Below are 19,214 nucleotides of genomic sequence, written 5' to 3'. Positions count from 1 at the left end.
ATTCGCCTAGCTTACACCTGAGCGCATGAATCATTGAAGACATTCAATCCACAGAAGCCCCATATGTGTTATCGGCGGCGCGCGGCAGTTGTTGAGGGGGAGTCGCGTTATTTCGGGGGGCTTTGTCGGCGGAACGCTAGGCCGTTGCAGTTTTCAATGTCGCTATGTCACGCCGAGGTGGCGCTCCAAACATGCGCGAATATTCACGGCTGAATTGCGATGCGCTTTCATAGCCCACCTGATAGGCCGCGGCTTCGGCGTTGGCGATTCCGGCCACCATCAGATGGCGCGCTTCAAGCAGGCGAAGCTGCTTCTGGTATTGCAACGGCGTCATCGATGTCAGCGCCTTGAACTGCCTATGGAATGCCGACGGACTCATTTGCGCGACGGCAGCCAGATCCTCGATGCGTACCGTCTCAGCAAATTGGTCCCGTAAGGCATGGATGGCAGTGACGACTCTCTGCACATGGCTGTTTGCCAGCACGACCTTGGCGACCTCGTTGCCGTGAGGGCCCGTTAGCAACCAGTAGCAGATCTCTCGCATGATCATCGGCGCGAGAATGGGAATAGCCTGAGGCGTATCGAGGAGATGCACCATGCGAAGCACGCAGTCAGCGAGCGGGCCGTCAAAGTCGGTGACAAAAACGCCGCGCCCGAAATTGTCTTCCGGCGCAGGTGGCGTGTCGAGAGACGCCATGACATCGCGCATGATGGCAAGGTTGAACTCAATAATAATACCGAGGTAGGGCTCGGCTGGGCTGGCTTTCGCCACCCTGCTGAAGGCCGGCATCTCGACGCTGACGACCAGGGCTTGTCCTGCCCTGTAGTCGTACCGCCTGTCACCGAATGTCGTCCACTTGGCACCTTGCGCGACGACACAGAGCGCTGGCTTCATGATCAGATGAGAGGGGTGTCTTTCATGATCCGAGCGGAGGATGGTTAAACCTTCGATGGCGGTCACGAACGGGCTCTCCCTCCCGGCTTGCTTGTCGGTATAGCGTTTGACGCCTTCGATCAAGGCATTTGACATATGAAATCTCTCCACGCCCGCGTTCCTTCATGTTACAGCCTGTCGTGTCGCGAGGTAGAGGCCCGGGCAGGATTAGGCAAGAAGTAGGGCAGTTAGGGCATTCAGCCTCGCTACCGGCCGGAATAAGCTTGCAGCTACACACCTAACGTGGAGCGCGGAATGACAGCAGGAAAATCAGCAGATGCCATCTCGAAGATCGCAATCGTGACAGGAGGCAGTCGCGGCCTGGGCCGCAATACCGTGCTGCACCTCGCGAAACGCGGAGTCAGTTCCATCTTCACGTATCGTTCCAATCAGGCAGAAGCCGAAAAGGTCGTGAACCTGGTGGCAGAGGAGGGGCAAAGCGCCATTGCATTGCCGCTCGATACCGGGAAAGTGAGCACGTTCGACTCGTTCGTGGCGCAGGTCCGGGCCTCACTTGTCCAGTTGGGCGCCGTGCGCTTTGACTACCTCGTCAACAACGCCGGCATTTCGTATCACGCGCCGTTCGACACGACAACCGAGGAAGAACTGGACAGTCTCTACAACGTCCATTTCAAGGGCGTATTTTTTCTGACGCAGAAGCTGCTGCCGCTCATCAATGACGGGGGCCGCATCGTGAATATTTCCTCGGGCTTAACCCGCGTCGCTTTTCCGGGTAGTGCGTCTTATGCGTCCATGAAAGGCGCGATTGAGGTTCTGACTCGCTATCTGGCGAAGGAGCTCGGTCCGCGTCGAATCGCCGTCAATACCGTCGCGCCAGGCGCAGTCGCCACGGACTTCAGTGGCGGCATGGTCCGCGACAATCCCGAGATCAACAAGCGCGTGGCGGAGGTGACGGCGCTCGGCCGTGCGGGCTTGCCCGACGACATCGGCCCCATGATCGCGTCGCTGCTGTCCGAAGACAATCGCTGGGTCAATGCCCAGCGTATAGAAGTCTCGGGCGGGATGGTTATCTAGGCGGAAATGAGGGGCGGTGAACCGCTCCTTCATTTCCCAAAAGCTGGACATGGCGGCGGGGAGCGATTCGATTTTCGAGGTGCTATTCTTGGCTGCAGAATATCAACTCGTCCCACATTGCTGCAGGACCTTGTAAAAGGATAGGGCAATCGCCATGAATAAAGCCGACCTCTCCGACGTATACCGAGACTACATTGCCTGCCTGAATAAACAGGACTGGCCAAACCTGGGGCAATTTGTTCATGACGACGTGTACTACAACGGTCAGCGGATCGGGTTGTCGGGTTATCGCGAGATGCTGGAGAGAGACTTCAGTGAAATCCCAGACCTCCATTTCAACATCCAGCTGCTGGTTTCCGATTCGCCTTATATAGCTAGCCGCCTGGCCTTCCTCTGTACGCCGAAGGGAAAATTCCTTGGCCTCAACGTAAACGGGAAGACCGTGTCCTTTACCGAGAACGTGTTCTATCAATTTCAGGGTGGAAAGATTGAGCACGTATGGTCAGTGATAGACAAGGCGGCTATCGAAGCGCAGCTTTAGCACTATCAATTGCCCGTCTCTCATTCCGATGTGAGCCCCTATCCCTGTTCCACTCTGAAGGATGGTGGATCTGCCCGGCGCCGTAGATCTTCGGTCGTTTCTCCATTGTTATCCGGCCGCCAGCCAGGTGGCTTGACCACATAGCCATATACCTCGCGGATGGAACGCGCGGTCATGAGATCGCGCCACAGCGCGCGCCAGTGATCGAACTCGATGGCCAGCAGGTTATAAGTCGTTGTCGGCCGGACCAGACCGAAGCGACACGGTACGTCGCGCCGTTCCGCGATGTAAGTACCGAATAGTCGATCGAACACGATCAGCACACCGCCGTAATTTCCATCGAGGTATTCGATGTTGCACGCGTGATGCACACGGTGCGCGGAAGGTGTGTTGAGAATCCATTCCAACGGCCCAAGACGCGGAACCCAGGTTACGTGCAGCCAGAACTGGTAGAGCAGGTTGAGCGAAAGCAGCATCAGCACAATCTGGGGCGGCATACCGAATAGCGGCGCGAGCACGAAGAACAGCAGCGAACCGGTAAGGCGGCCAGTCCAACCGATACGGTACGCGGCGGCCAGGTTGAGTTCATTGGATGAATGGTGGACGGCGTGGGTGCACCAGAACCAGCGCGTCCGGTGGGCTGCACGGTGATACCAGTAATAGCAGAACTCCTGGCCAACGAAGCACGCCAGCCAACCGCTCCAATGGTTCATCGGTAAAGTCCAGAGCCTGTGCCGCCAGAACCAGTTCATTGAGTCGCTCCAGAATGCAAGCGGTAGCAACCATTGCAACGGATACTCACGAACGAGATAGTCGGCCACCGAGATACTGGCCGCCCTCCAGTCGTAGCCGCGCCAGCCGCGCCGGACAGAAAGCACCAGAGCCTCGGCCAATGAAGAGGCGAGGACCAGGACGACAGCGAACTTAAGTATCGTGAGCAACGCAGCCATGACCGGATCATCCCTATCGTGATACCAGCCAGCGTAGTTTGACGCCCCCTGGTTCGCAATCGAACTGGGACGAGTTGGGTCTGCGGTGGGGCGGATTGCGCGATCTGCGTTATTGCCGGAGGCGTTGCATCAGTGTTTCCCGATGCTGCCGGCTGCAGGGCACCTCGACACCGCTGCGTAGAACGACGGTGGCATCGCCCTTTCCCCGTGGCCGCACAGTGAGCACGGCGGCCAGTGCCACGGCAGCGCCGCGATGTGTACGGACAAACGCCGGGTCGAGGTCATTGAGCAGGGCGGCGAGCGTGCGGCGTATCAGCAGGCTCTGCCCGGGTAGATGGATGTTGACGTAGTTGTCGGCGGCCTCCAGCCATTCGATATCGGTGCAACGCACGACATGCGTTTGCCCTCGCTCGGCGATCATCAGATGGGCGGGCATGCCGACGCTCGGGCGGGCCGTGCCACGGACCGATTTGCGCAAGCGCTGCACGGCGCGCTGCAGGCGCTCCGGCTCGACAGGTTTCAGCAGGTAGTCGGCTGCATGAGCGTCGAATGCTCGCAACGCATACTGGTCGAATGCGGTCACGAACACTAGCGCCGGACCGTCGTCCGGCAGCGACGCGGCCACGTCGAAGCCATCGATCTCGGGCATCTGTACGTCGAGGAAGATCACGTCCGGCCGTAGCTGTGCGGCCAGCGTCAGCGCCGCCGCGCCATCGGCGGCTTCACCAATGACTTCGACGTCGGGAAATGCCCGAAGCATGCGCAGCAGTTTGCTGCGTGCTAGCGCTTCATCGTCGACGATCAGCACACGCACGGCAGTCTCATCCCGGCGATCAGGCCACCGCCCGGTCGCAGTCGCAAGTCGAGACTCGCCTGCGTGCCGTACAACGAGTGCAAACGGTCCTCGAGATTACCAAGGCCCACACCACGCTTAACAGGAAGGTGCTGCAAATCTCCGTCATCCTCAATCTCGATCTGCAGATATCTCGCGCTGCGCTGTATGCGTATCGCGATGTGCGTGAATGCATTGCGCCGCTCGACGACGTGCCGGAAGCAGTTCTCCAGCAGCGGCTGAAGTCCGAGCGTGGGGACACGGCAAGTCTGTGCTGTGGTATCGACCTCCCACGAAATCTGGACCCGATCGGCGAAACGCCGGGCCATGATGTCCGCATAGGCGTGAAGCAGCGTCAGTTCGTCGGCCAGTGACTGTTCGGGATGCTGGCTCGCGTCGGTGGCGGCGCGCAACAATGTCGCGAGCCGGGTGAGCAGCATGTCGGCCGTGTCGGGATCGCTGTGGATCAGCGATGAAATGGTGTTCAGCGCGTTAAAGAGAAAGTGTGGCTGCAGTTGCTGGGTCAACTGGGCAAGTTGTGCCTGCCGTGCCAGGTTTGCCTGCTGTGCGGAGCGCAACCGCTCGGCGGCCCACGCTCTATAGGAACGAAGGCCGAATTGAACACCCCCGAGTAACGCGTAGAACAGCACGAATTGCGTCACTTCGTAAGCCGCCACTTCGGCCCACGGCCCGTGCCGGAACCTTACGCCGGCGAGTGCGTAGATGCCGATCCGCAACGCGTACACCGCAGTGACGTAAAGGACCAGTTGCAGCGGCATCCATGCCCAGACGCGGAGAAACCATTGCAGTGGCTGGTTGAGAAAACTGTCGAACCGGTCCGCGCGTCTCTTCTGCACGGCAGCCAGCACGGTGGCGCCGAGCGCTGACGAGCCGTAGTTGACGAGCGGCTGCCAGATGAGCAGTTTGCCTGTCCACAAAGATTCCTGCATCCCCACTGCCAGCATGAGCAGCCAGAACGCGATCCAAAGCCATAGCAGGCGTCGCCACGGGCTTGGTGATTTGGGTTCGCCGACGAGGTAGCGGGTGTTCATTGACCTGGCTCATTCGCGCTTTTCCCCGGCGCAGGGCTTATGTCGATGCCGGAAAGTATGCGGCAGCTATGTATTGGCTACCAGCAGTTCCTCAGCATTGTTTGGCGGCCGCAGATCATCTGTTCTTCCCGTGAAGTAGCGCTGCGTAAGATCTGCCGCTGACACGTGCCGTGCTTCCGTAAAGCCCGTTTCGTGGGCCAGCGCCAGGATCTCCGGCGGGGTGAAGAAGCTGAGGAACGGTGTGCCGCTGGCTCGTGCTCCCTTTTCCGCCATCTCGAGCCCGGGACGTATCTCGGGGTCCGCCAGTTCCAGCGGCAGCAGGAACGTCATGGCGAGCGTCGATCCTGGGGCGAGGGCCGCGACCTGGCGCAGCGTGGCCGCATTCGCTTCTTTGGTGAGATACATGCTGACGCCCGTGGAGACCACGATTGCCGGCCTGCTTTCGTCGAAGCCGGCGGCCATGAGCCCGTCCCGCCAGGTCCCCCCTGCCTCGAAATCGACCGGCACGAAGCGCAGCCAGTCCGGGACGCCGAAACCGAGTTCGATCAGGCGCTCACGCTTCCATGCCTGAGGACCGGGCGGGTCGACCTCGAACACCCTGAGGCGGGAAGCGATCTCCGGCCGCCGCTGTGCGAAGGTGTCAAGGCCCGCGCCGAGGATGACGTACTGACTCAGCCCGCGGCCGGCCTGTTCCACGACCAGGTCCTCAATGAAGCGAGCGCGGGCCACGATTGAAGCGCGGAAGGGACGGGTGAACTGCGGGTCCATGTCCCCGCGGCTGCGCCAGTTTTCGTCCGGGGCGAGTAGCTTAAGGCCGATTGTGTCTTCCAGCACATGCGGCGGGGGATCGGCCTCGACATGCAGCGCGCGCCACAAGGCCACTCGCGCTGCTGTGCTGTCTGGCGCCACATCCTGCTTGTCGTTCATGACTTTCAATCCTGTTTGTTCGTCTTCGTCTGAAGCCGATCTATCAGTACTGTGCCGGGCGATGCAAGAAAGCGTTGTTGCTTCGGCCCCCTGGCGTTCTATCGGGAACATCGGGAATCGTTTGACACGTGCATCCGCGTGTAGAAATGCAGTGAGCAGCAAGAATATCACCTGCACGAACTCAGCGACGAACCATGTCCGCGCCCGGATCCGCTGGCAGGATTGAGCAGACGTTCGAACCAGGACGATGGTAACCTTCCCCCCGCTTCAGGTCTGTTGCCTGACCGCCAGCACGTTTTATCGCCAGCCAGACATTAAACCGGCCGACGCGGTATCTTCCGCGCCGGCATCCCACATTGACCGAAAGAGTGATCATGACGAGTTCCATCTACAGCGCCTCCGTCCCAGTTTTCAAGCAAATGCTGACTGCATTGTCCGAAGTGCTGAAGAAAACCGAAGCACACGTCACCGAAAAGAACATCGAGCCGAACGCGCTGCTGCAGGCGCGCCTGTTCCCGGACATGTTTCCCCTCGTGCGCCAGGTACAGATCGCGGCCGATTTCGCCAAAGGTATCAGCTCGCGCCTGGCCGGCGTCGAGGTGCCGTCGTGGCCCGATACCGAAGTTACGTTTGCGGACCTGCAGGCGCTTATCGCCAAGGCGTTGACGTACATCGGCGGGCTCGAGGCCGCCCAGTTCGAAGGTAGCGAGGGCAAGGAAATCGTCCTGCGTCCGGGCACGCCGAAAGAGAAGAAGCTGGTTGGCAGCGCCTATCTGCAAAACTACGGTTTACCGCAGTTTTTCTTCCACGTTACGACGGCCTACGCGATTGTGCGTCACAACGGCGTCGATATCGGCAAGCGCGACTATATGGGATCTTACTGATCGTCGAAGCGCGGGCGGGGAATTAACGGCAAACGGTGGGAGGAGATCGCGTGTTATGCGAAAGATTTTCTTTCGCCACGGACAAGATATCGTCGATAGTCGATGAATCTGTGAGCACGCATACTCCTTTTTCAGCGAACCCGCCCGAACGTCGCCCACCTGCGCGAAATTGACAGATCAGGAAATGAAGCTCAGAACCATCAGCCTTATAGCAACAACTTTTTTTGCCTGTGCGGCCGCGGCCGTCAGCCACGCGGCCGACGATCAGCAAAACAGAATCGCGAGTGCAGTGAACCGTGCCATACAACCGATCATGGCGAGCAATCGTATTCCCGGCATGGCGGTGGGCATCGTCGACGGTGACAGGCATTACGTATTCAACTACGGCCTGGCGTCGACCGAAACCAGACAGCCAGTCACGCGCGACACCTTGTTCGAACTGGGTTCGGTCAGCAAGACTTTGACGGCGACGCTGGCCTCGTATGCACAGGTAAGCGGCTATCTGTCTTTGTCGGATCAGCCGGGCAAGTATCTCCCGTCTCTGCGCAATAGCAAGTTCGGTAATGTCAGCCTTCTCAATCTGGGTACGCACACGCCCGGAGGGCTCCCCTTGCAAGTGCCCGACAACATCCGCAACAACGATCAGTTGATGGAATATTTCAGGCAGTGGCACCCCACCTATGCGCCCGGAACGGTTCGGACTTATGCCAATCCCGGCATTGGCGCGCTTGGCCTCATAACAGCGAAGAGCATGGGTCAGGACTTTAGCGTGCTGATGGAAAACCGTCTGTTTCCCGCGCTTGATATGAAGCGCAGCTACATCAACGTTCCTGCTGGGAAATTGAGCGATTACGCTCAGGGCTACACGAAAGAAGGTGCGCCGATCAGAATGGCACCCGGGGTTCTGTCCGATGAAGCCTACGGCATCCGGACCACGGCTGCGGACATGATCCGCTTCGTGGAAGCCAACATGAGTCTGATCAAACTCGACCCGAAGCTTCAGCGCGCGATCACAGATACCCACACCGGGTACTTCAAGGCAGGGCCGATGACCCAGGACCTGGTATGGGAGCAATATCTCTATCCCGTCAAATTGCAGACGCTTCTGGATGGGAATTCGTCGGCGATGATCTTCAACGCAACACCGGTTACTGAAATAACGCCGCCGCAGCCTCCTCGTGACGACGTCTGGATCAATAAAACCGGCTCGACCAACGGCTTCGGCGCGTACATCGCGTTCATTCCGCAGAAGCGGCTGGGGATCGTGATTCTCGCCAACAAGAATTTCCCGATTGATGAGCGGGTCACCGCGGCATACCGGATTCTCACGTCACTCGCCAACGACGGCCAATAAGCAGGACCATCTTCGATGAAAAGCGCTCGCTACCTTCCGCTTGTTCTTTCGGCGCTCATGTGTGTCCAACCATCAGTCGAAGCGGCCGAAAACGCGCCGGCGGCGAAAGACACAGTCGTTTTGCAACGGGTCACGATTCCAGGAACCGATCGGGAAATGGGCATGGGTATTGCCGAATTTCCTCCGAACGCCTCGAAGCCGCGGCATAAAGCAACCGGGCCTGAGGTCGCTTATGTGCTGGAGGGCGAGGTGACGGTGCAGGTCAATGGTCAACCAACACGCATCGTTCACGCGGGTGAGAGCTACCGGATGCCCGCCGATGTCATTCACGTCACTACCGCGGGTCCTGCGGGGGCGAAGGTGATTGCGACCTGGGCCTGGGTGCCGGGAAAACCATTCAACATTCGTGCGCCAGAATGACTGGGGGCGACGTGGGTTTTCGTTGCTGGACCGAATGCGTTGCGTTCCTTGTGCAAGCGGCTATTATCGACCGTGGTTCCTGAAGGAGAATGACCGATGAGCCGACCCGATTTCATCAAGCACTGGACTGAACTCGAAGAACCGGATGCGCATTCCTATCGCGGCGATACCGAGAAAATGGCGCTGGACGCACCGCTTTCCGAGGCACTCGGCATCACGCGTATTGGCATTCATCATGTGAGACTTCTGCCCGGCCGGCGGACGTCGTATCCACATGCCGAAAGTACCGAGCAGGAATTTGTGTATGTGCTCGAAGGCAAGCCCGATGTCTGGATCGACGGCGTGCTTCATGCCATTGCCGAAGGAAATTCCGTGGCGTTTCCGGCAGGCACGGGAATCTGCCACACCTTCATCAACAATACGAAGGACGAAGTCAGGCTGATGGTGATCGGCGAACGTCCGCGCGACGACAACCGCATTCGTTACCCGGTCAATGAAGCATACGAGCTGACCCGCAAGGATCGCTGGGTCGACTGGCCCGCCAGACCGCTCGGCGACCATAACGGAATGCCGGACTGACGCAGCGCGGATGACCGCTTCGGCGTGCGTCCGGTGCGCGGCTCTGCAAATATTGGCGATTCAGGCTAGGCTACTCTGTGGGCCGTTTTTTGTCGCACCGAGGCGGCCGTGCCACAGGTTATTCTCGTCAGGAAAGCTATGACTCAACAACTCACAATCGATTTCGTCTCCGATATCGCATGCCCGTGGTGTGCAATCGGCCTGTCATCGCTCGAGCTTGCACTATCGCGTCTTGGCGAAGCGGTCGATGCCCAGATAGTGGTACATCCCTTCGAGTTGAATCCGGAAATGGGTCCGGACGGCGAGGCCATTGTCGATTATCTTGGCAAAAAATACGGACGCACACCGGCGCAGATCGCCGAAACGCAAGCGATGATCCGCGAGCGTGGGGCAAGCGTCGGCTTTACCTTCGGCCCGCGTGCGCACGTCTATAACACCTTCGATGCGCACCGTCTGATGCATTGGGCCGGCATCGAGGGCAAGCAGTTGCCACTCAAACTGGCGCTGCTGCGGGCCTATCATTCCGAGGGCAAAGACCCGAGCAATCACGAAGTCCTGGTCGACGCGGCCCGATCCGTGGGGCTCTATGCCGAAGCGGCGGGTAGGGTGCTGCGAAACGGAGACTATGCCGACGAGGTTCGTGCGGAAGAGCGGGAATACCAGGCCAAGGGCATCCAGTCGGTGCCGGCGATCATCTTTAACGGCCGCTATCTGGTGAGCGGCGGACAACCCGTGGAAACCTTCGAGCAGGTCATCCAGCAGATTCTGGCCGAAGCGTAGTGCGGCGTTGGGGCTATCGCATCGGCAGATGAGGAGCGGGGTTCATTGACCGCATACTGAATCCCGCAACATTTGCCTGACGATACCAGGGAATGCCTAATTGAGCCGCTGCCATCCAGCAGCGTAAAATCGTGGCACATCGGTTTGGGGGCCCAGCAATGTGTCTGGCTTCTCGTTACGATTTCAGCCGCGATTCCAGCCGCAATACCCGGCGACACCCGGGGCAGCGGTGCCCAACGCTTTTTCGACCCGCTCCTCGCAATGAGGCCAGCGGCGGTTGCGAAATTGTCGTTCAATCCACGCCATGACCCCCCTCATTTCCGTCAAAAGGCTCAACAAGAGCTTTCCCGGCGTGAGGGCGCTTCACGAAGTCCAGTTCGAACTCATGGCGGGCGAGGTCCACGCGCTGATGGGCGAGAATGGCGCCGGCAAGTCGACGCTGATGAAAATCCTCGCCGGCGTTTACACCCGGGATACGGGCGAAATCCTCTATGACGGTCAGCCGGTCGAGTTCTTGAGCCCGCGCGAAGCGCAGACCTTGGGCGTCGGCATCATTCATCAGGAACTCCAACTGATGAATCATCTGACCGTCGCCCAGAATATGTTTATCGGTCGCGAGCCGCGCGGACGCCTCGGCTTGTTCCTCGACGAAGACAAACTCAATGCGCAAGCGCGCGACATTCTTGCCCGCATGCATGTGACTCTCGACCCGCGCGCGGTTGTCAGCACCCTCACCGTTGCCAGGCAGCAGATGGTCGAGATCGCCAAGGCCTTGTCCTTCGACTCGCGCGTCCTGATCATGGACGAGCCTACTTCGGCGCTTAACGACGCCGAGATCGCCGAGCTCTTCCGCATCATTTGTGAGCTGAAGAGCCGGGGTGTGGGGATCGTCTACATCTCACACAAGATGGACGAGCTGAAGCAGATTGCCGACCGCGTCACCGTGTTGCGTGACGGGGAATATGTGGCCACGGTCACCGCTGGGGACACCAGCGTCGAAGCGATTATCGGCATGATGGTCGGGCGAACCTTGACTGACGCAGCGCCTTCCCGCAACGAGGCAGGCAAAGGCGAGGTCGCACTCGAAGTCAAAAATCTGAATGCCGGACCGCTGGTCAGAGACGTCAGCTTCGCGCTGCGCAAAGGCGAGATATTGGGCTTTGCCGGTTTGATGGGCGCCGGCCGTACGGAGGTCGCCCGCGCGGTGTTCGGCGCCGATCCGGTTGAATCCGGCCAGATTGTCGTGAAAGGGGCGAAGGTGACGATCAGGAATCCGAGCGATGCGGTAGCGCGCGGCATCGGCTATCTCTCGGAAGATCGTAAGCGCTTCGGTCTTGCGACTGGAATGAGCGTCGAAGCGAACATCGTGATGTCCAACTTGCGCAAGTTTCTGTCGCTCAATTTTTTCTTGCGCCGCGCCCAGATACGCCGGACGGCCTCTCATTTCATCAGTCTGCTCGCCATTCGTACGCCCTCCGCGGCGCAGGAGGTGCGGCTTCTTTCGGGGGGGCAATCAGCAGAAAATAGTCATTGCGAAATGGCTCGAACGCGACTGCGATGTGCTGTTTTTCGATGAGCCAACGCGCGGTATCGACGTCGGCGCCAAGAGCGAAATCTACAAACTGCTGCGCGCACTTGCCGAGCAAGGCAAGGCGATCGTGATGATCTCCTCGGAGCTGCCGGAAATCTTGCGCATGAGCGACCGGATCGTTGTGATGTGCGAGGGGCGCATCACCGGCGAACTTCTCGCGACGGAGGCGACGCAGGAGCGCATCATGCAACTGGCGACGCAGCGTGAAACCTTGAAAGCGGCGTGAGCCTGAAGAGGAGACGTTCAGTTTATGACACTGCCATCGGATACTTCGGCGCTCGCTAACGAGGGACGCTTGTCCGGCCTTAGAGCCCGCGTCTTCACGCCGACCGCGCTGCAAAAGCTGCTCGCCTTCGGGAGCCTGATCCTGCTGCTGGTCTTTTTCAGCTTCGCGTCTCCCGCGTTCATGCAGATGGACAATATGCTCGGGATTCTGCAGGCGACGGCGGTCAACGGCGTTCTTGCGATTGCCTGCACGTTTGTCATCATCACCGGAGGCATCGATTTGTCCGTCGGCACGTTGATGACCTTCACGGCGGTTATTTGCGGCGTGTTTCTGACCTATTGGCATTTGCCGATGTGGACCGGCGTCGTGGCGGCGATTGGGACCGGCGCGATCTGCGGAAGTATTTCGGGAACCCTCACGGCGAAAATGAAAATACCGCCGTTCATTGCCACCTTAGGCATGATGCTGCTGCTGAAAGGGCTTTCACTCGTTGTCTCGGCGGACAAGCCGATCTATTTCAGCGACACCGAAAACTTCTACCGGATCTCTCAGGATTCGCTCATCGGCTATCTGCTGCCGAGTCTGCCTGTGCCAAACGCAGTCCTGATTCTGTTTTTCCTTGCGGTCGTGAGTTCGATCACGCTCAACCGCACGGCGCTCGGCCGCTACACCTTTGCGCTCGGCAGCAACGAAGAAGCTGTCCGCCTTTCCGGCGTGAATGTCGATCGGTGGAAGATCGCCATTTACGGTCTTGCCGGCGCAATTTGCGGCATTGCCGGGCTGCTCATCGCCTCGCGCCTGAATTCGGCCCAGCCGGCGCTAGGTCAAGGTTACGAACTCGAAGCGATCGCGGCCGTGGTCATCGGCGGGACCTCGCTCAGCGGTGGATCGGGCACGATTCTGGGCACGATCATCGGCGCTTTCATCATGAGCGTGCTGACCAACGGCCTGCGCATCATGTCCGTCGCTCAGGAATGGCAGATCGTGGTGACCGGCCTCATCATCATTCTCGCCGTCTATGCCGATATTTTGCGGCGCAGGAAAAGCTGACGAAGTTCGACGAAGGCTGGTGTTGCGCGGAACAAGATCAAGAAAAGGGAGCGCCAAAGGCTCCCCCAACGGCTGAAGGTTGATGGCCAACTTAGGAGGAGAAACCCCATGTTGAAAAGAAGACTAATCAGTGTCGTGGTCGGCGTTGGCGCGCTCATTGGCGGGACGAGTGTTACGTACGCGCAAGACGTCTACATCCCGCTCATCTCGAAGGGCTTCCAGCATCAGTTCTGGCAGGCCGTCAAAGCCGGTGCGGAACAGTCGGCCAAGGAGCACAACGTCAGGATCACGTTCGAAGGTCCGGAAACCGAGGCTATGGTCGATAAGCAGATCGACATGCTCTCGGCCGCGCTCGCCAAGAAACCCCAGGCGCTCGGCATCGCCGCGCTCGACAGCAAAGCGGCCATTCCGTTGTTGAAGCGGGCGCAGGCCGCCAGGATACCGGTCATTGCGTTCGACTCCGGCGTCGACAGCGACATTCCGCTGACCACCTGTGCGACGGATAACATTGCCGCTGCCGCACTCGCCGCCGACAAGATGGCCGAGGCGATCGGCAATGCCGGTGAAGTCGGCCTGGTCGTGCACGACCAGACGAGCCGCACCGGCATCGATCGCCGCGACGGCTTCCTGAATGAGATGAAAGCGAAGCATCCGAACATCAAGATCGTCTCGGTCCAGTATGGCGGCGGCGACCATCTGAAGTCGGCGGAAATCGCCAAGACGATGATCCAGGCCAATCCCAATCTCAAGGGCATTTTCGGCTCGAATGAAGGCTCGGCCGAAGGGGCCGCGATCGGCGTCAAGGAATCGGGCAAGAAACTCGTCCTGATTGGCTACGACTCCGGCAAGGAGCAAAAGGACGACATCAATTCGGGGTTGATGGCCGGTGCCATTACGCAGAACCCGGTCGGCATCGGCAAATGCGTCGTCGACTCCGCGGTGAAGGCGTTGAAGGGCGAGAAGCTGCCCAAGAAAGTCGACACGGGCTTCTACTGGTATGACAAGAGCAATATGAGCGATCCCAAGATCGCCGCCGTGCTCTACGATTGAGCGTCGCCACAAGGCGCGGCGAGAGAGGAAGGGTCGCGGCGTTTTTCGATGCCACGACCCTCTTTGCTGATAGGCAGAAGTCGATAGCTGTCGTAGAGGAGAGGGTTCAATGCCCACAATCACCAAGCTGTCTGTCCGGGACATCCGGTTTCCTACCTCGCGTTCACTCGACGGCTCCGATGCCATGAACGCCGCGCCGGATTATTCCGCCACCTATGTGACGCTCGAAACCGATTCGCCGCAGGCGCTGACAGGCCACGGCCTCACGTTCACCATCGGACGCGGCAACGAGATATGCGTGAGTGCGGTACACGCGCTTAGCGCCCTCGTCGTCGGCAAAACGCTCGAGGATATCGCAGCGAACATGGGCGCTTTCTGGCGCACGCTGACGTCAGACAGCCAGCTGCGCTGGATCGGCCCGGACAAGGGCGCCATTCATCTGGCGACGGCGGCTGTGGTGAATGCGGTCTGGGACCTGTGGGCAAAAGCGGAAGACAAGCCGGTGTGGAAGCTGCTCGTCGACATGAGCCCCGAAGAACTGGTGCGTTGTCTCGACTTCCGCTATGTGACCGACGCGATCACGCCGCAAGAAGCGATCGCCATGTTGCACCGCCATGCGAAGACCCGGGGCGAGCGCGAAAAGGACATGCTCGCGCACGGCTATCCGGCCTACACGACTTCGGCCGGCTGGCTCGGCTACGACGACGACAAGATCCGCCGGCTCGCCCGTGAAGGCGTCGCGCAAGGCTGGACGCATTTCAAGCAGAAGGTGGGCGGCAATCTCGAAGAAGATATGCGCCGAGCCCGGATTCTGCGTGAAGAAATCGGCGAGAACCGCAAGCTGATGATGGATGCGAACCAGGTGTGGGATGTCGATGAAGCGGTTGCGAATATGCGGCGCCTGGCGCAATTCGATCCGTGGTGGATCGAGGAACCCACGAGTCCCGACGACATTCTCGGCCATGCGGCCATCCGCCAGCGGATTCATCCAATCGGCGTGGCGACGGGCGAGCACTGCCATAACCGCGTGATGTTCAAGCAGTTGCTGCAGGCGCATGCAATCGACTTCTGTCAGGTCGATAGCTGCCGTCTGGGCGGTCTGAACGAGGTAATCGTCGTCCTGCTGATGGCGGCGAAGTTCGGCGTGCCCGTGTGCCCGCACGCGGGCGGCGTCGGTTTGTGCGAGTACGTGCAGCACATTTCGCTTTTTGACTATATCTGCGTGTCGGCGTCGCTAGAAAACCGGGTGCTCGAATACGTGGATCATCTGCATGAACATTTTGTCGATCCTGTCGTGATCCGGAATGGCCGTTATATGCCGCCGCAACGTTCTGGCTACAGCATTGAAATGCATGCGGCGTCGCTCGATCAGTATGACTTTCCTGATGGGCCGGCATGGCGGGTTTAAGTGCGGTTGATTTCGCCTGCACCGGATGATGCGCAAATCATCATCGGAGTAAGTCCAACAGTTTTACAGGAGCCGGTATGAGTACGAAGCACAGCAAAAAAGAACATCTTGAAGCCGCGGCGTCACATCACGAGCAGGCAGCGCAATATCACCGCGGGGCGGCGCGGCATTTCGAGGCCGGTAAAGACTATGCCCATGCCGCACACCAGGCGATGGTGGCTCACGGCCACACGTTACACTCGATCGATCAGGCACACGCTGCGGGTGCACACAGCGCCAGTACACCACAGGCAACGCCTGCATCAACCGGTCCAGGCACCAGCAGCGAAGCGGCAAAACATCACACAGCGGCAGCGGAGCTTCACGATCAGGCGGCGCAGCATATGCGCCACGCGGTCAAGCTCTTCGATCAGGACCGCAGCGCAGTCGCCCACGACGCGCAGCTAGCGCTCTCCCTTGCACTGCGCGCTTTGTCTCACGGCAACGAAGCGGCCCGATTATTCGTCAAGCTCGCTCCTGCCGAAGCTTAAAGATTCACGCATGGAGCGCACGGCTGAGCCGGCGCTCCGTGCGGGACTATGCCTTGCGGTCCAGCAAGTCTGCCGCAATGGACTTCGCATGCGCGACGGCCTCGTGCGGGTCTGGGAATACACCGAGTTGTTCCCAATTTTCTTCGACCGCGTAAGTCCCTTTCATACCGAGCGCCCTTTGCACGCGTAATTGCGCCGCATACCTGCCGTCCTCCAAGGGTCGAGCCGTTGCAATGACTTTGTGTGGGAGATCGGATCTCTCCGGCTGGATCAACTCAACAGGACCACCCGGCACGCCGGTATCGTTTAACGCGTTCCTTGTTTTGCAGTCTGGACAGTAGAAGCACCATCCCTCGTTCTCGTGAATGGATTTGACCTGCCCGCGGGCCAGCACGGCGCGGCATTCAACGTTTTCGCAGATGAACGGCATACCAGTCTCCGGAGTTGTTTGCAGGAAATCCTAGCATGACCGCGGACGTCCAGCCATCGGATTGTTGCCGTGCCTGTTCTACGCGCCTTTGTCACCCTGATCCGCTCCCCGGAGATACCTCAAGCGCCGGTCGGCGCGATCGCGGCACGCGGGCGCAGCGTCGCCATGATCAGGTACATGCCGCCGCCGATCGCCACGCCGAAGAACCACCCATAGGTATTCCACCAGACCGGCAGCAGGTTGGTGAAGTTAGGCAGGAAGGTCGAAAACACGCTGCCGACGGCCGCGGAGACCAGCGCGTTGACGTTCCAGCCGCCTTCGTAGCGGTACTCGCCGTACTCCTGATAGAGCGCCGCGACGTTGATGTTGCCTTTGGCCACCAGGTAGTAGTCCACCAGAATGATCCCCAGCAGCGGGCCCATCGTGGCGCCGATGGCGTTGACGAAGTGCGCAGCGTTGCCTTCCCACGGCGCGAACGGGTAGAGCACCAGCGCGATGGCAGCGGCGATGTAGCCGCCCTTCTTGAAGCTGATCCGCTTGGGAAACGTGTTGGAGATGTCGAACGCCGCCGAGACGAAATTGGCCACCACGTTAATGCCCAGCGTGGCGACCGCAAAGGTCAGCGCCGCGATGAGCGCCAGCACCCAGCTGTCGAACTTGGCCGAGATCTGTTCGGGGTGGAGCAGCACTTCGCCGTACACCTTGAAGGCAGCGATGGTCGTGACGCCGGCGACCAGCGAGAACGCGATCAGGTTGACCGGCAAGCCCCACAGATTTCCTTTCTTCACTGCATCGCGGTTTTTCGCGTAGCGCGAGAAATCGCAAAAATTCAGGTAGAGCGCCGCGAAGTAGGTGATCCAGGTTGCGCCCACTGCCATCAACGCCCAGAACGAGCCGGGCTCGCCGCTGACGCCGGCGTCGCTGGTCTTATCGAGCAGCACATTCATTGGAATGCCACTAGTGAAAGAGAAACCGCCGGCCTTGACGCACAAACCGATCGCCAGGATCAGCATCGCGACCCACACTGCCGGCCCGGCCCAGTCCTGGAATTTGCGCACCGTCTCCATGCCCTTCTGGATGATGAGTAATTGCAGCGCCCAGATAATCACGTAGCAGATCACTTCCAGCCCCGAGTGGCCGAGGAACTGCGTGCCCTTGTGGAATGCCATCAGGCTGTCGCTGCGGATCAGCAGCGCGACCATCGCGCTGGAAGCGGCTGCCGTCTGCGCGCCGTACCAGAAGCAGGCCACCACCGCGCGCACCAGTGCCGCCAGGTTGGCGCCCCACACACCAAAGGAGGCGCGCGCCAGCACCGGGTAAGGCACGCCGGTCTTCTCGCCCGCGTACCCGATCAGGTTCATGAGCGCGAAGATCACCAGCGAGCCGAGCCCGATTGCCAGCACGAAGTTGATAAAGCTGCCGCACAGCAGGAACAGGCTGGCGGCGAGGTAGTAACCCCACAGGCTGTGCACATCCGAGGTCCACACGTTGAAGATGCTGAAGGCCCCCCAGTTGCGTTGCCTGGCGGGCGCGAGATCTTCGTTGTAGAGGCCGGGGGAAGGATCGCGGATTTCCATCTGTCATCTCCTTTGAGTTCGTGGAACTGAGGAAACACCGCTGGACACTCCTGGGTGGAGATGCTCCCGCGTTTGAGGACAACTGGTATGCAAAAACTGTACGTGCTGCGCCGCATCGTTTCGATGGGTTAACCCTGATCGAGATGTGTGCTGGCGCGAACCAGGCGTCTGCTACGACGCACAATGGGCGCCATCGCAAAGTCACCGTTGTAATCCACACGACCATCCGGCGAAGTTATTATTGCCCGAGCAAAAAAACTACAACAGGTCGTTACGCGGCTGGATGGTGTTTTGCAACGCGACACGCTGACGTCCCGTCGAATCTGGGTTTGGCGGGGGGCGTTTTGTCGTGACTTCGGCGGGTGCGAATGTGCGAATCGCACCATGATTACGGCGCGACAGGGTGGACGTATTGAAGGCGCCGATCGTGGACCGTCGCCCTTTCCTTCGTGTGAGGTATGTCGATAATGGCTGACGTGCGGCACCTCAGGCAGAGGCGTAGATGCTGGTGCCGGCGTTGTCAGCCAGGGATGACGGGCTCGACCAGCATTGCCAGTTGAACAAGCGACTCCTGCCAGCCGAGGTAGCACATCTCCACAGGGATGACCTCGGGTATGCCCTCTTGCACGATGGTGAGCTCGGTTCCGCAGGACACCTGCCGCAATGAGACGGTGACGTGCATCTGGCCGGGCAGGTTAGCGTCGTCGAATCGGTCCGAGTAGCGAATCTTCTCGAACGGCACCAGTTCGATGTACTCGCCGCCGAACGAGTGGCTGTTGCCGGTGCCGAAGTTACGGAAGGACATCTTGTGAGTGCCACCAACGTGGGCTTCCATGTGGTGGACCTGACAGGTGAACCCGTAGGGAGGAAGCCATTTCGCTATTGCGTCGGGTTCGAGGAAGGCCCGATAGATGCGTTCGGGAGTCGCGCGCAAGACGCGTTGCAGATGGACTGTTCCGGTAGTCATGGTGTGCTCGCCTTTCGTGGAGAAGTTGGACATACCCTTACGACGACTAGACGATGCCAGTATCGACATAGGTTGAGACCAGGAAAAACCCGTAGGC

General features: G+C 59.6%; 19 protein-coding genes and 1 pseudogene. 12 read left to right on the top strand and 8 right to left on the bottom strand.

The features are described from left to right. Positions 1–136: 136 nt before the first annotated feature. Entirely contained in the window at positions 137–1,030 is an 894-nt protein-coding gene (locus tag PQR40_RS02000; RefSeq protein ID WP_408388017.1) for an AraC family transcriptional regulator, read from the bottom strand. Between the two features lie 159 nt (positions 1,031–1,189). On the opposite strand from PQR40_RS02000, the gene PQR40_RS01995 reads away from it, so the two are divergent. Together PQR40_RS01995 and PQR40_RS01990 are read left to right on the top strand one after the other, a co-directional pair. Then, positions 1,190–1,969, top strand: a complete 780-nt coding sequence (locus PQR40_RS01995; protein ID WP_408508315.1) for an SDR family NAD(P)-dependent oxidoreductase — start codon at positions 1,190–1,192, stop codon at positions 1,967–1,969. Positions 1,970–2,123: 154 nt separating this feature from the next. Beyond that, positions 2,124–2,510: an ester cyclase gene (locus PQR40_RS01990; RefSeq protein ID WP_408508314.1), complete on the top strand. Its 387-nt coding sequence runs from the start codon at positions 2,124–2,126 to the stop codon at positions 2,508–2,510. Between the two features lie 38 nt (positions 2,511–2,548). Here the strand turns inward: PQR40_RS01990 and PQR40_RS01985 are convergent, their stop codons facing one another. The 4 genes from PQR40_RS01985 to PQR40_RS01970 all read right to left on the bottom strand — a co-directional run bounded on the left by PQR40_RS01985 (position 2,549) and on the right by PQR40_RS01970 (position 6,271). Further along, the gene (locus tag PQR40_RS01985; protein ID WP_408508313.1) at positions 2,549–3,460 is read right to left on the bottom strand and encodes a sterol desaturase family protein; all 912 of its coding nucleotides are present in this window, start codon (positions 3,458–3,460) and stop codon (positions 2,549–2,551) included. A 109-nt stretch (positions 3,461–3,569) separates the two neighbouring features. Further along, positions 3,570–4,274, bottom strand: a complete 705-nt coding sequence (locus tag PQR40_RS01980; protein WP_408227658.1) for a LytR/AlgR family response regulator transcription factor — start codon at positions 4,272–4,274, stop codon at positions 3,570–3,572. Next, a complete protein-coding gene (locus tag PQR40_RS01975) occupies positions 4,262–5,344 on the bottom strand; it encodes a sensor histidine kinase (protein WP_408508312.1) in 1,083 nt (360 codons plus the stop codon). The genes PQR40_RS01980 and PQR40_RS01975 overlap by 13 nt, the downstream gene beginning before the upstream one ends. A gap of 66 nt (positions 5,345–5,410) precedes the next feature. Further along, entirely contained in the window at positions 5,411–6,271 is an 861-nt protein-coding gene (locus PQR40_RS01970) for a class I SAM-dependent methyltransferase (protein WP_408388021.1), read from the bottom strand. A gap of 374 nt (positions 6,272–6,645) precedes the next feature. Between PQR40_RS01970 and PQR40_RS01965 the strand changes: the two genes are divergently transcribed. The 10 genes and pseudogenes from PQR40_RS01965 to PQR40_RS01920 all read left to right on the top strand — a co-directional run bounded on the left by PQR40_RS01965 (position 6,646) and on the right by PQR40_RS01920 (position 16,143). Continuing rightward, positions 6,646–7,155 (top strand): DUF1993 domain-containing protein, encoded by a 510-nt coding sequence (locus tag PQR40_RS01965; RefSeq protein WP_408227667.1) that lies wholly within the window; start codon positions 6,646–6,648, stop codon positions 7,153–7,155. A 184-nt stretch (positions 7,156–7,339) separates the two neighbouring features. Next, positions 7,340–8,509, top strand: coding sequence for a class C beta-lactamase (gene ampC, locus PQR40_RS01960; protein WP_408508338.1), 1,170 nt, complete (start codon positions 7,340–7,342; stop codon positions 8,507–8,509). 15 nt (positions 8,510–8,524) lie between these two features. Further along, positions 8,525–8,929, top strand: a complete 405-nt coding sequence (locus tag PQR40_RS01955) for a cupin domain-containing protein (RefSeq protein WP_408508311.1) — start codon at positions 8,525–8,527, stop codon at positions 8,927–8,929. Positions 8,930–9,025: 96 nt separating this feature from the next. Continuing rightward, positions 9,026–9,508 (top strand): cupin domain-containing protein, encoded by a 483-nt coding sequence (locus PQR40_RS01950; RefSeq protein ID WP_408508310.1) that lies wholly within the window; start codon positions 9,026–9,028, stop codon positions 9,506–9,508. 138 nt (positions 9,509–9,646) lie between these two features. Next, positions 9,647–10,288: a DsbA family oxidoreductase gene (locus PQR40_RS01945; protein WP_408508309.1), complete on the top strand. Its 642-nt coding sequence runs from the start codon at positions 9,647–9,649 to the stop codon at positions 10,286–10,288. Between the two features lie 304 nt (positions 10,289–10,592). After that, positions 10,593–12,105: pseudogene (locus tag PQR40_RS01940) on the top strand (sugar ABC transporter ATP-binding protein). A 24-nt stretch (positions 12,106–12,129) separates the two neighbouring features. After that, the gene (locus tag PQR40_RS01935; protein ID WP_408227685.1) at positions 12,130–13,155 is read left to right on the top strand and encodes an ABC transporter permease; all 1,026 of its coding nucleotides are present in this window, start codon (positions 12,130–12,132) and stop codon (positions 13,153–13,155) included. 108 nt (positions 13,156–13,263) lie between these two features. Continuing rightward, positions 13,264–14,205 (top strand): ABC transporter substrate-binding protein, encoded by a 942-nt coding sequence (locus tag PQR40_RS01930; protein WP_408508308.1) that lies wholly within the window; start codon positions 13,264–13,266, stop codon positions 14,203–14,205. A gap of 109 nt (positions 14,206–14,314) precedes the next feature. Beyond that, positions 14,315–15,613, top strand: a complete 1,299-nt coding sequence (locus PQR40_RS01925; protein WP_408227688.1) for an L-fuconate dehydratase — start codon at positions 14,315–14,317, stop codon at positions 15,611–15,613. 77 nt (positions 15,614–15,690) lie between these two features. Next, on the top strand, positions 15,691–16,143 hold the full coding sequence (locus tag PQR40_RS01920; protein WP_408508307.1) for a hypothetical protein: 453 nt from the start codon (positions 15,691–15,693) through the stop codon (positions 16,141–16,143). Positions 16,144–16,189: 46 nt separating this feature from the next. Here PQR40_RS01920 and PQR40_RS01915 read toward each other — a convergent pair whose 3' ends face one another. The 3 genes from PQR40_RS01915 to PQR40_RS01905 form a co-directional block, all read right to left on the bottom strand. Then, positions 16,190–16,573 (bottom strand): hypothetical protein, encoded by a 384-nt coding sequence (locus PQR40_RS01915; RefSeq protein ID WP_408227694.1) that lies wholly within the window; start codon positions 16,571–16,573, stop codon positions 16,190–16,192. Positions 16,574–16,692: 119 nt separating this feature from the next. Beyond that, positions 16,693–18,150 carry an NCS1 family nucleobase:cation symporter-1 gene (locus PQR40_RS01910; RefSeq protein ID WP_408227697.1) on the bottom strand — a complete coding sequence of 486 codons (1,458 nt, stop codon included), beginning with the start codon at positions 18,148–18,150 and terminating at the stop codon, positions 16,693–16,695. A 520-nt stretch (positions 18,151–18,670) separates the two neighbouring features. Next, entirely contained in the window at positions 18,671–19,117 is a 447-nt protein-coding gene (locus tag PQR40_RS01905) for an SRPBCC family protein (RefSeq protein ID WP_408227700.1), read from the bottom strand. Positions 19,118–19,214 lie beyond the last annotated feature (97 nt).

Source organism: Paraburkholderia sediminicola (assembly GCF_046026855.1).
Classification (GTDB): Bacteria; Pseudomonadota; Gammaproteobacteria; order Burkholderiales; family Burkholderiaceae; genus Paraburkholderia; species Paraburkholderia sediminicola_A.
This window is presented reverse-complemented; position numbering and strand designations above follow the sequence as displayed.

Excerpts from the sequence above, each read along its gene's own strand:
- PQR40_RS01970 (WP_408388021.1), bottom strand. The coding sequence starts at position 6,271 with ATGAACGACAAGCAGGATGTGGCGCCAGACAGCACAGCAGCGCGAGTG.
- PQR40_RS02000 (WP_408388017.1), bottom strand. The coding sequence starts at position 1,030 with ATGTCAAATGCCTTGATCGAAGGCGTCAAACGCTATACCGACAAGCAA.
- PQR40_RS01910 (WP_408227697.1), bottom strand. The coding sequence starts at position 18,150 with ATGGAAATCCGCGATCCTTCCCCCGGCCTCTACAACGAAGATCTCGCG.
- PQR40_RS01965 (WP_408227667.1), top strand. The coding sequence starts at position 6,646 with ATGACGAGTTCCATCTACAGCGCCTCCGTCCCAGTTTTCAAGCAAATG.
- PQR40_RS01905 (WP_408227700.1), bottom strand. The coding sequence starts at position 19,117 with ATGACTACCGGAACAGTCCATCTGCAACGCGTCTTGCGCGCGACTCCC.
- ampC (WP_408508338.1), top strand. The coding sequence starts at position 7,340 with ATGAAGCTCAGAACCATCAGCCTTATAGCAACAACTTTTTTTGCCTGT.
- PQR40_RS01990 (WP_408508314.1), top strand. The coding sequence starts at position 2,124 with ATGAATAAAGCCGACCTCTCCGACGTATACCGAGACTACATTGCCTGC.
- PQR40_RS01945 (WP_408508309.1), top strand. The coding sequence starts at position 9,647 with ATGACTCAACAACTCACAATCGATTTCGTCTCCGATATCGCATGCCCG.
- PQR40_RS01935 (WP_408227685.1), top strand. The coding sequence starts at position 12,130 with ATGACACTGCCATCGGATACTTCGGCGCTCGCTAACGAGGGACGCTTG.
- PQR40_RS01925 (WP_408227688.1), top strand. The coding sequence starts at position 14,315 with ATGCCCACAATCACCAAGCTGTCTGTCCGGGACATCCGGTTTCCTACC.
- PQR40_RS01955 (WP_408508311.1), top strand. The coding sequence starts at position 8,525 with ATGAAAAGCGCTCGCTACCTTCCGCTTGTTCTTTCGGCGCTCATGTGT.
- PQR40_RS01995 (WP_408508315.1), top strand. The coding sequence starts at position 1,190 with ATGACAGCAGGAAAATCAGCAGATGCCATCTCGAAGATCGCAATCGTG.
- PQR40_RS01950 (WP_408508310.1), top strand. The coding sequence starts at position 9,026 with ATGAGCCGACCCGATTTCATCAAGCACTGGACTGAACTCGAAGAACCG.
- PQR40_RS01920 (WP_408508307.1), top strand. The coding sequence starts at position 15,691 with ATGAGTACGAAGCACAGCAAAAAAGAACATCTTGAAGCCGCGGCGTCA.
- PQR40_RS01975 (WP_408508312.1), bottom strand. The coding sequence starts at position 5,344 with ATGAACACCCGCTACCTCGTCGGCGAACCCAAATCACCAAGCCCGTGG.
- PQR40_RS01985 (WP_408508313.1), bottom strand. The coding sequence starts at position 3,460 with ATGGCTGCGTTGCTCACGATACTTAAGTTCGCTGTCGTCCTGGTCCTC.
- PQR40_RS01930 (WP_408508308.1), top strand. The coding sequence starts at position 13,264 with ATGTTGAAAAGAAGACTAATCAGTGTCGTGGTCGGCGTTGGCGCGCTC.
- PQR40_RS01915 (WP_408227694.1), bottom strand. The coding sequence starts at position 16,573 with ATGCCGTTCATCTGCGAAAACGTTGAATGCCGCGCCGTGCTGGCCCGC.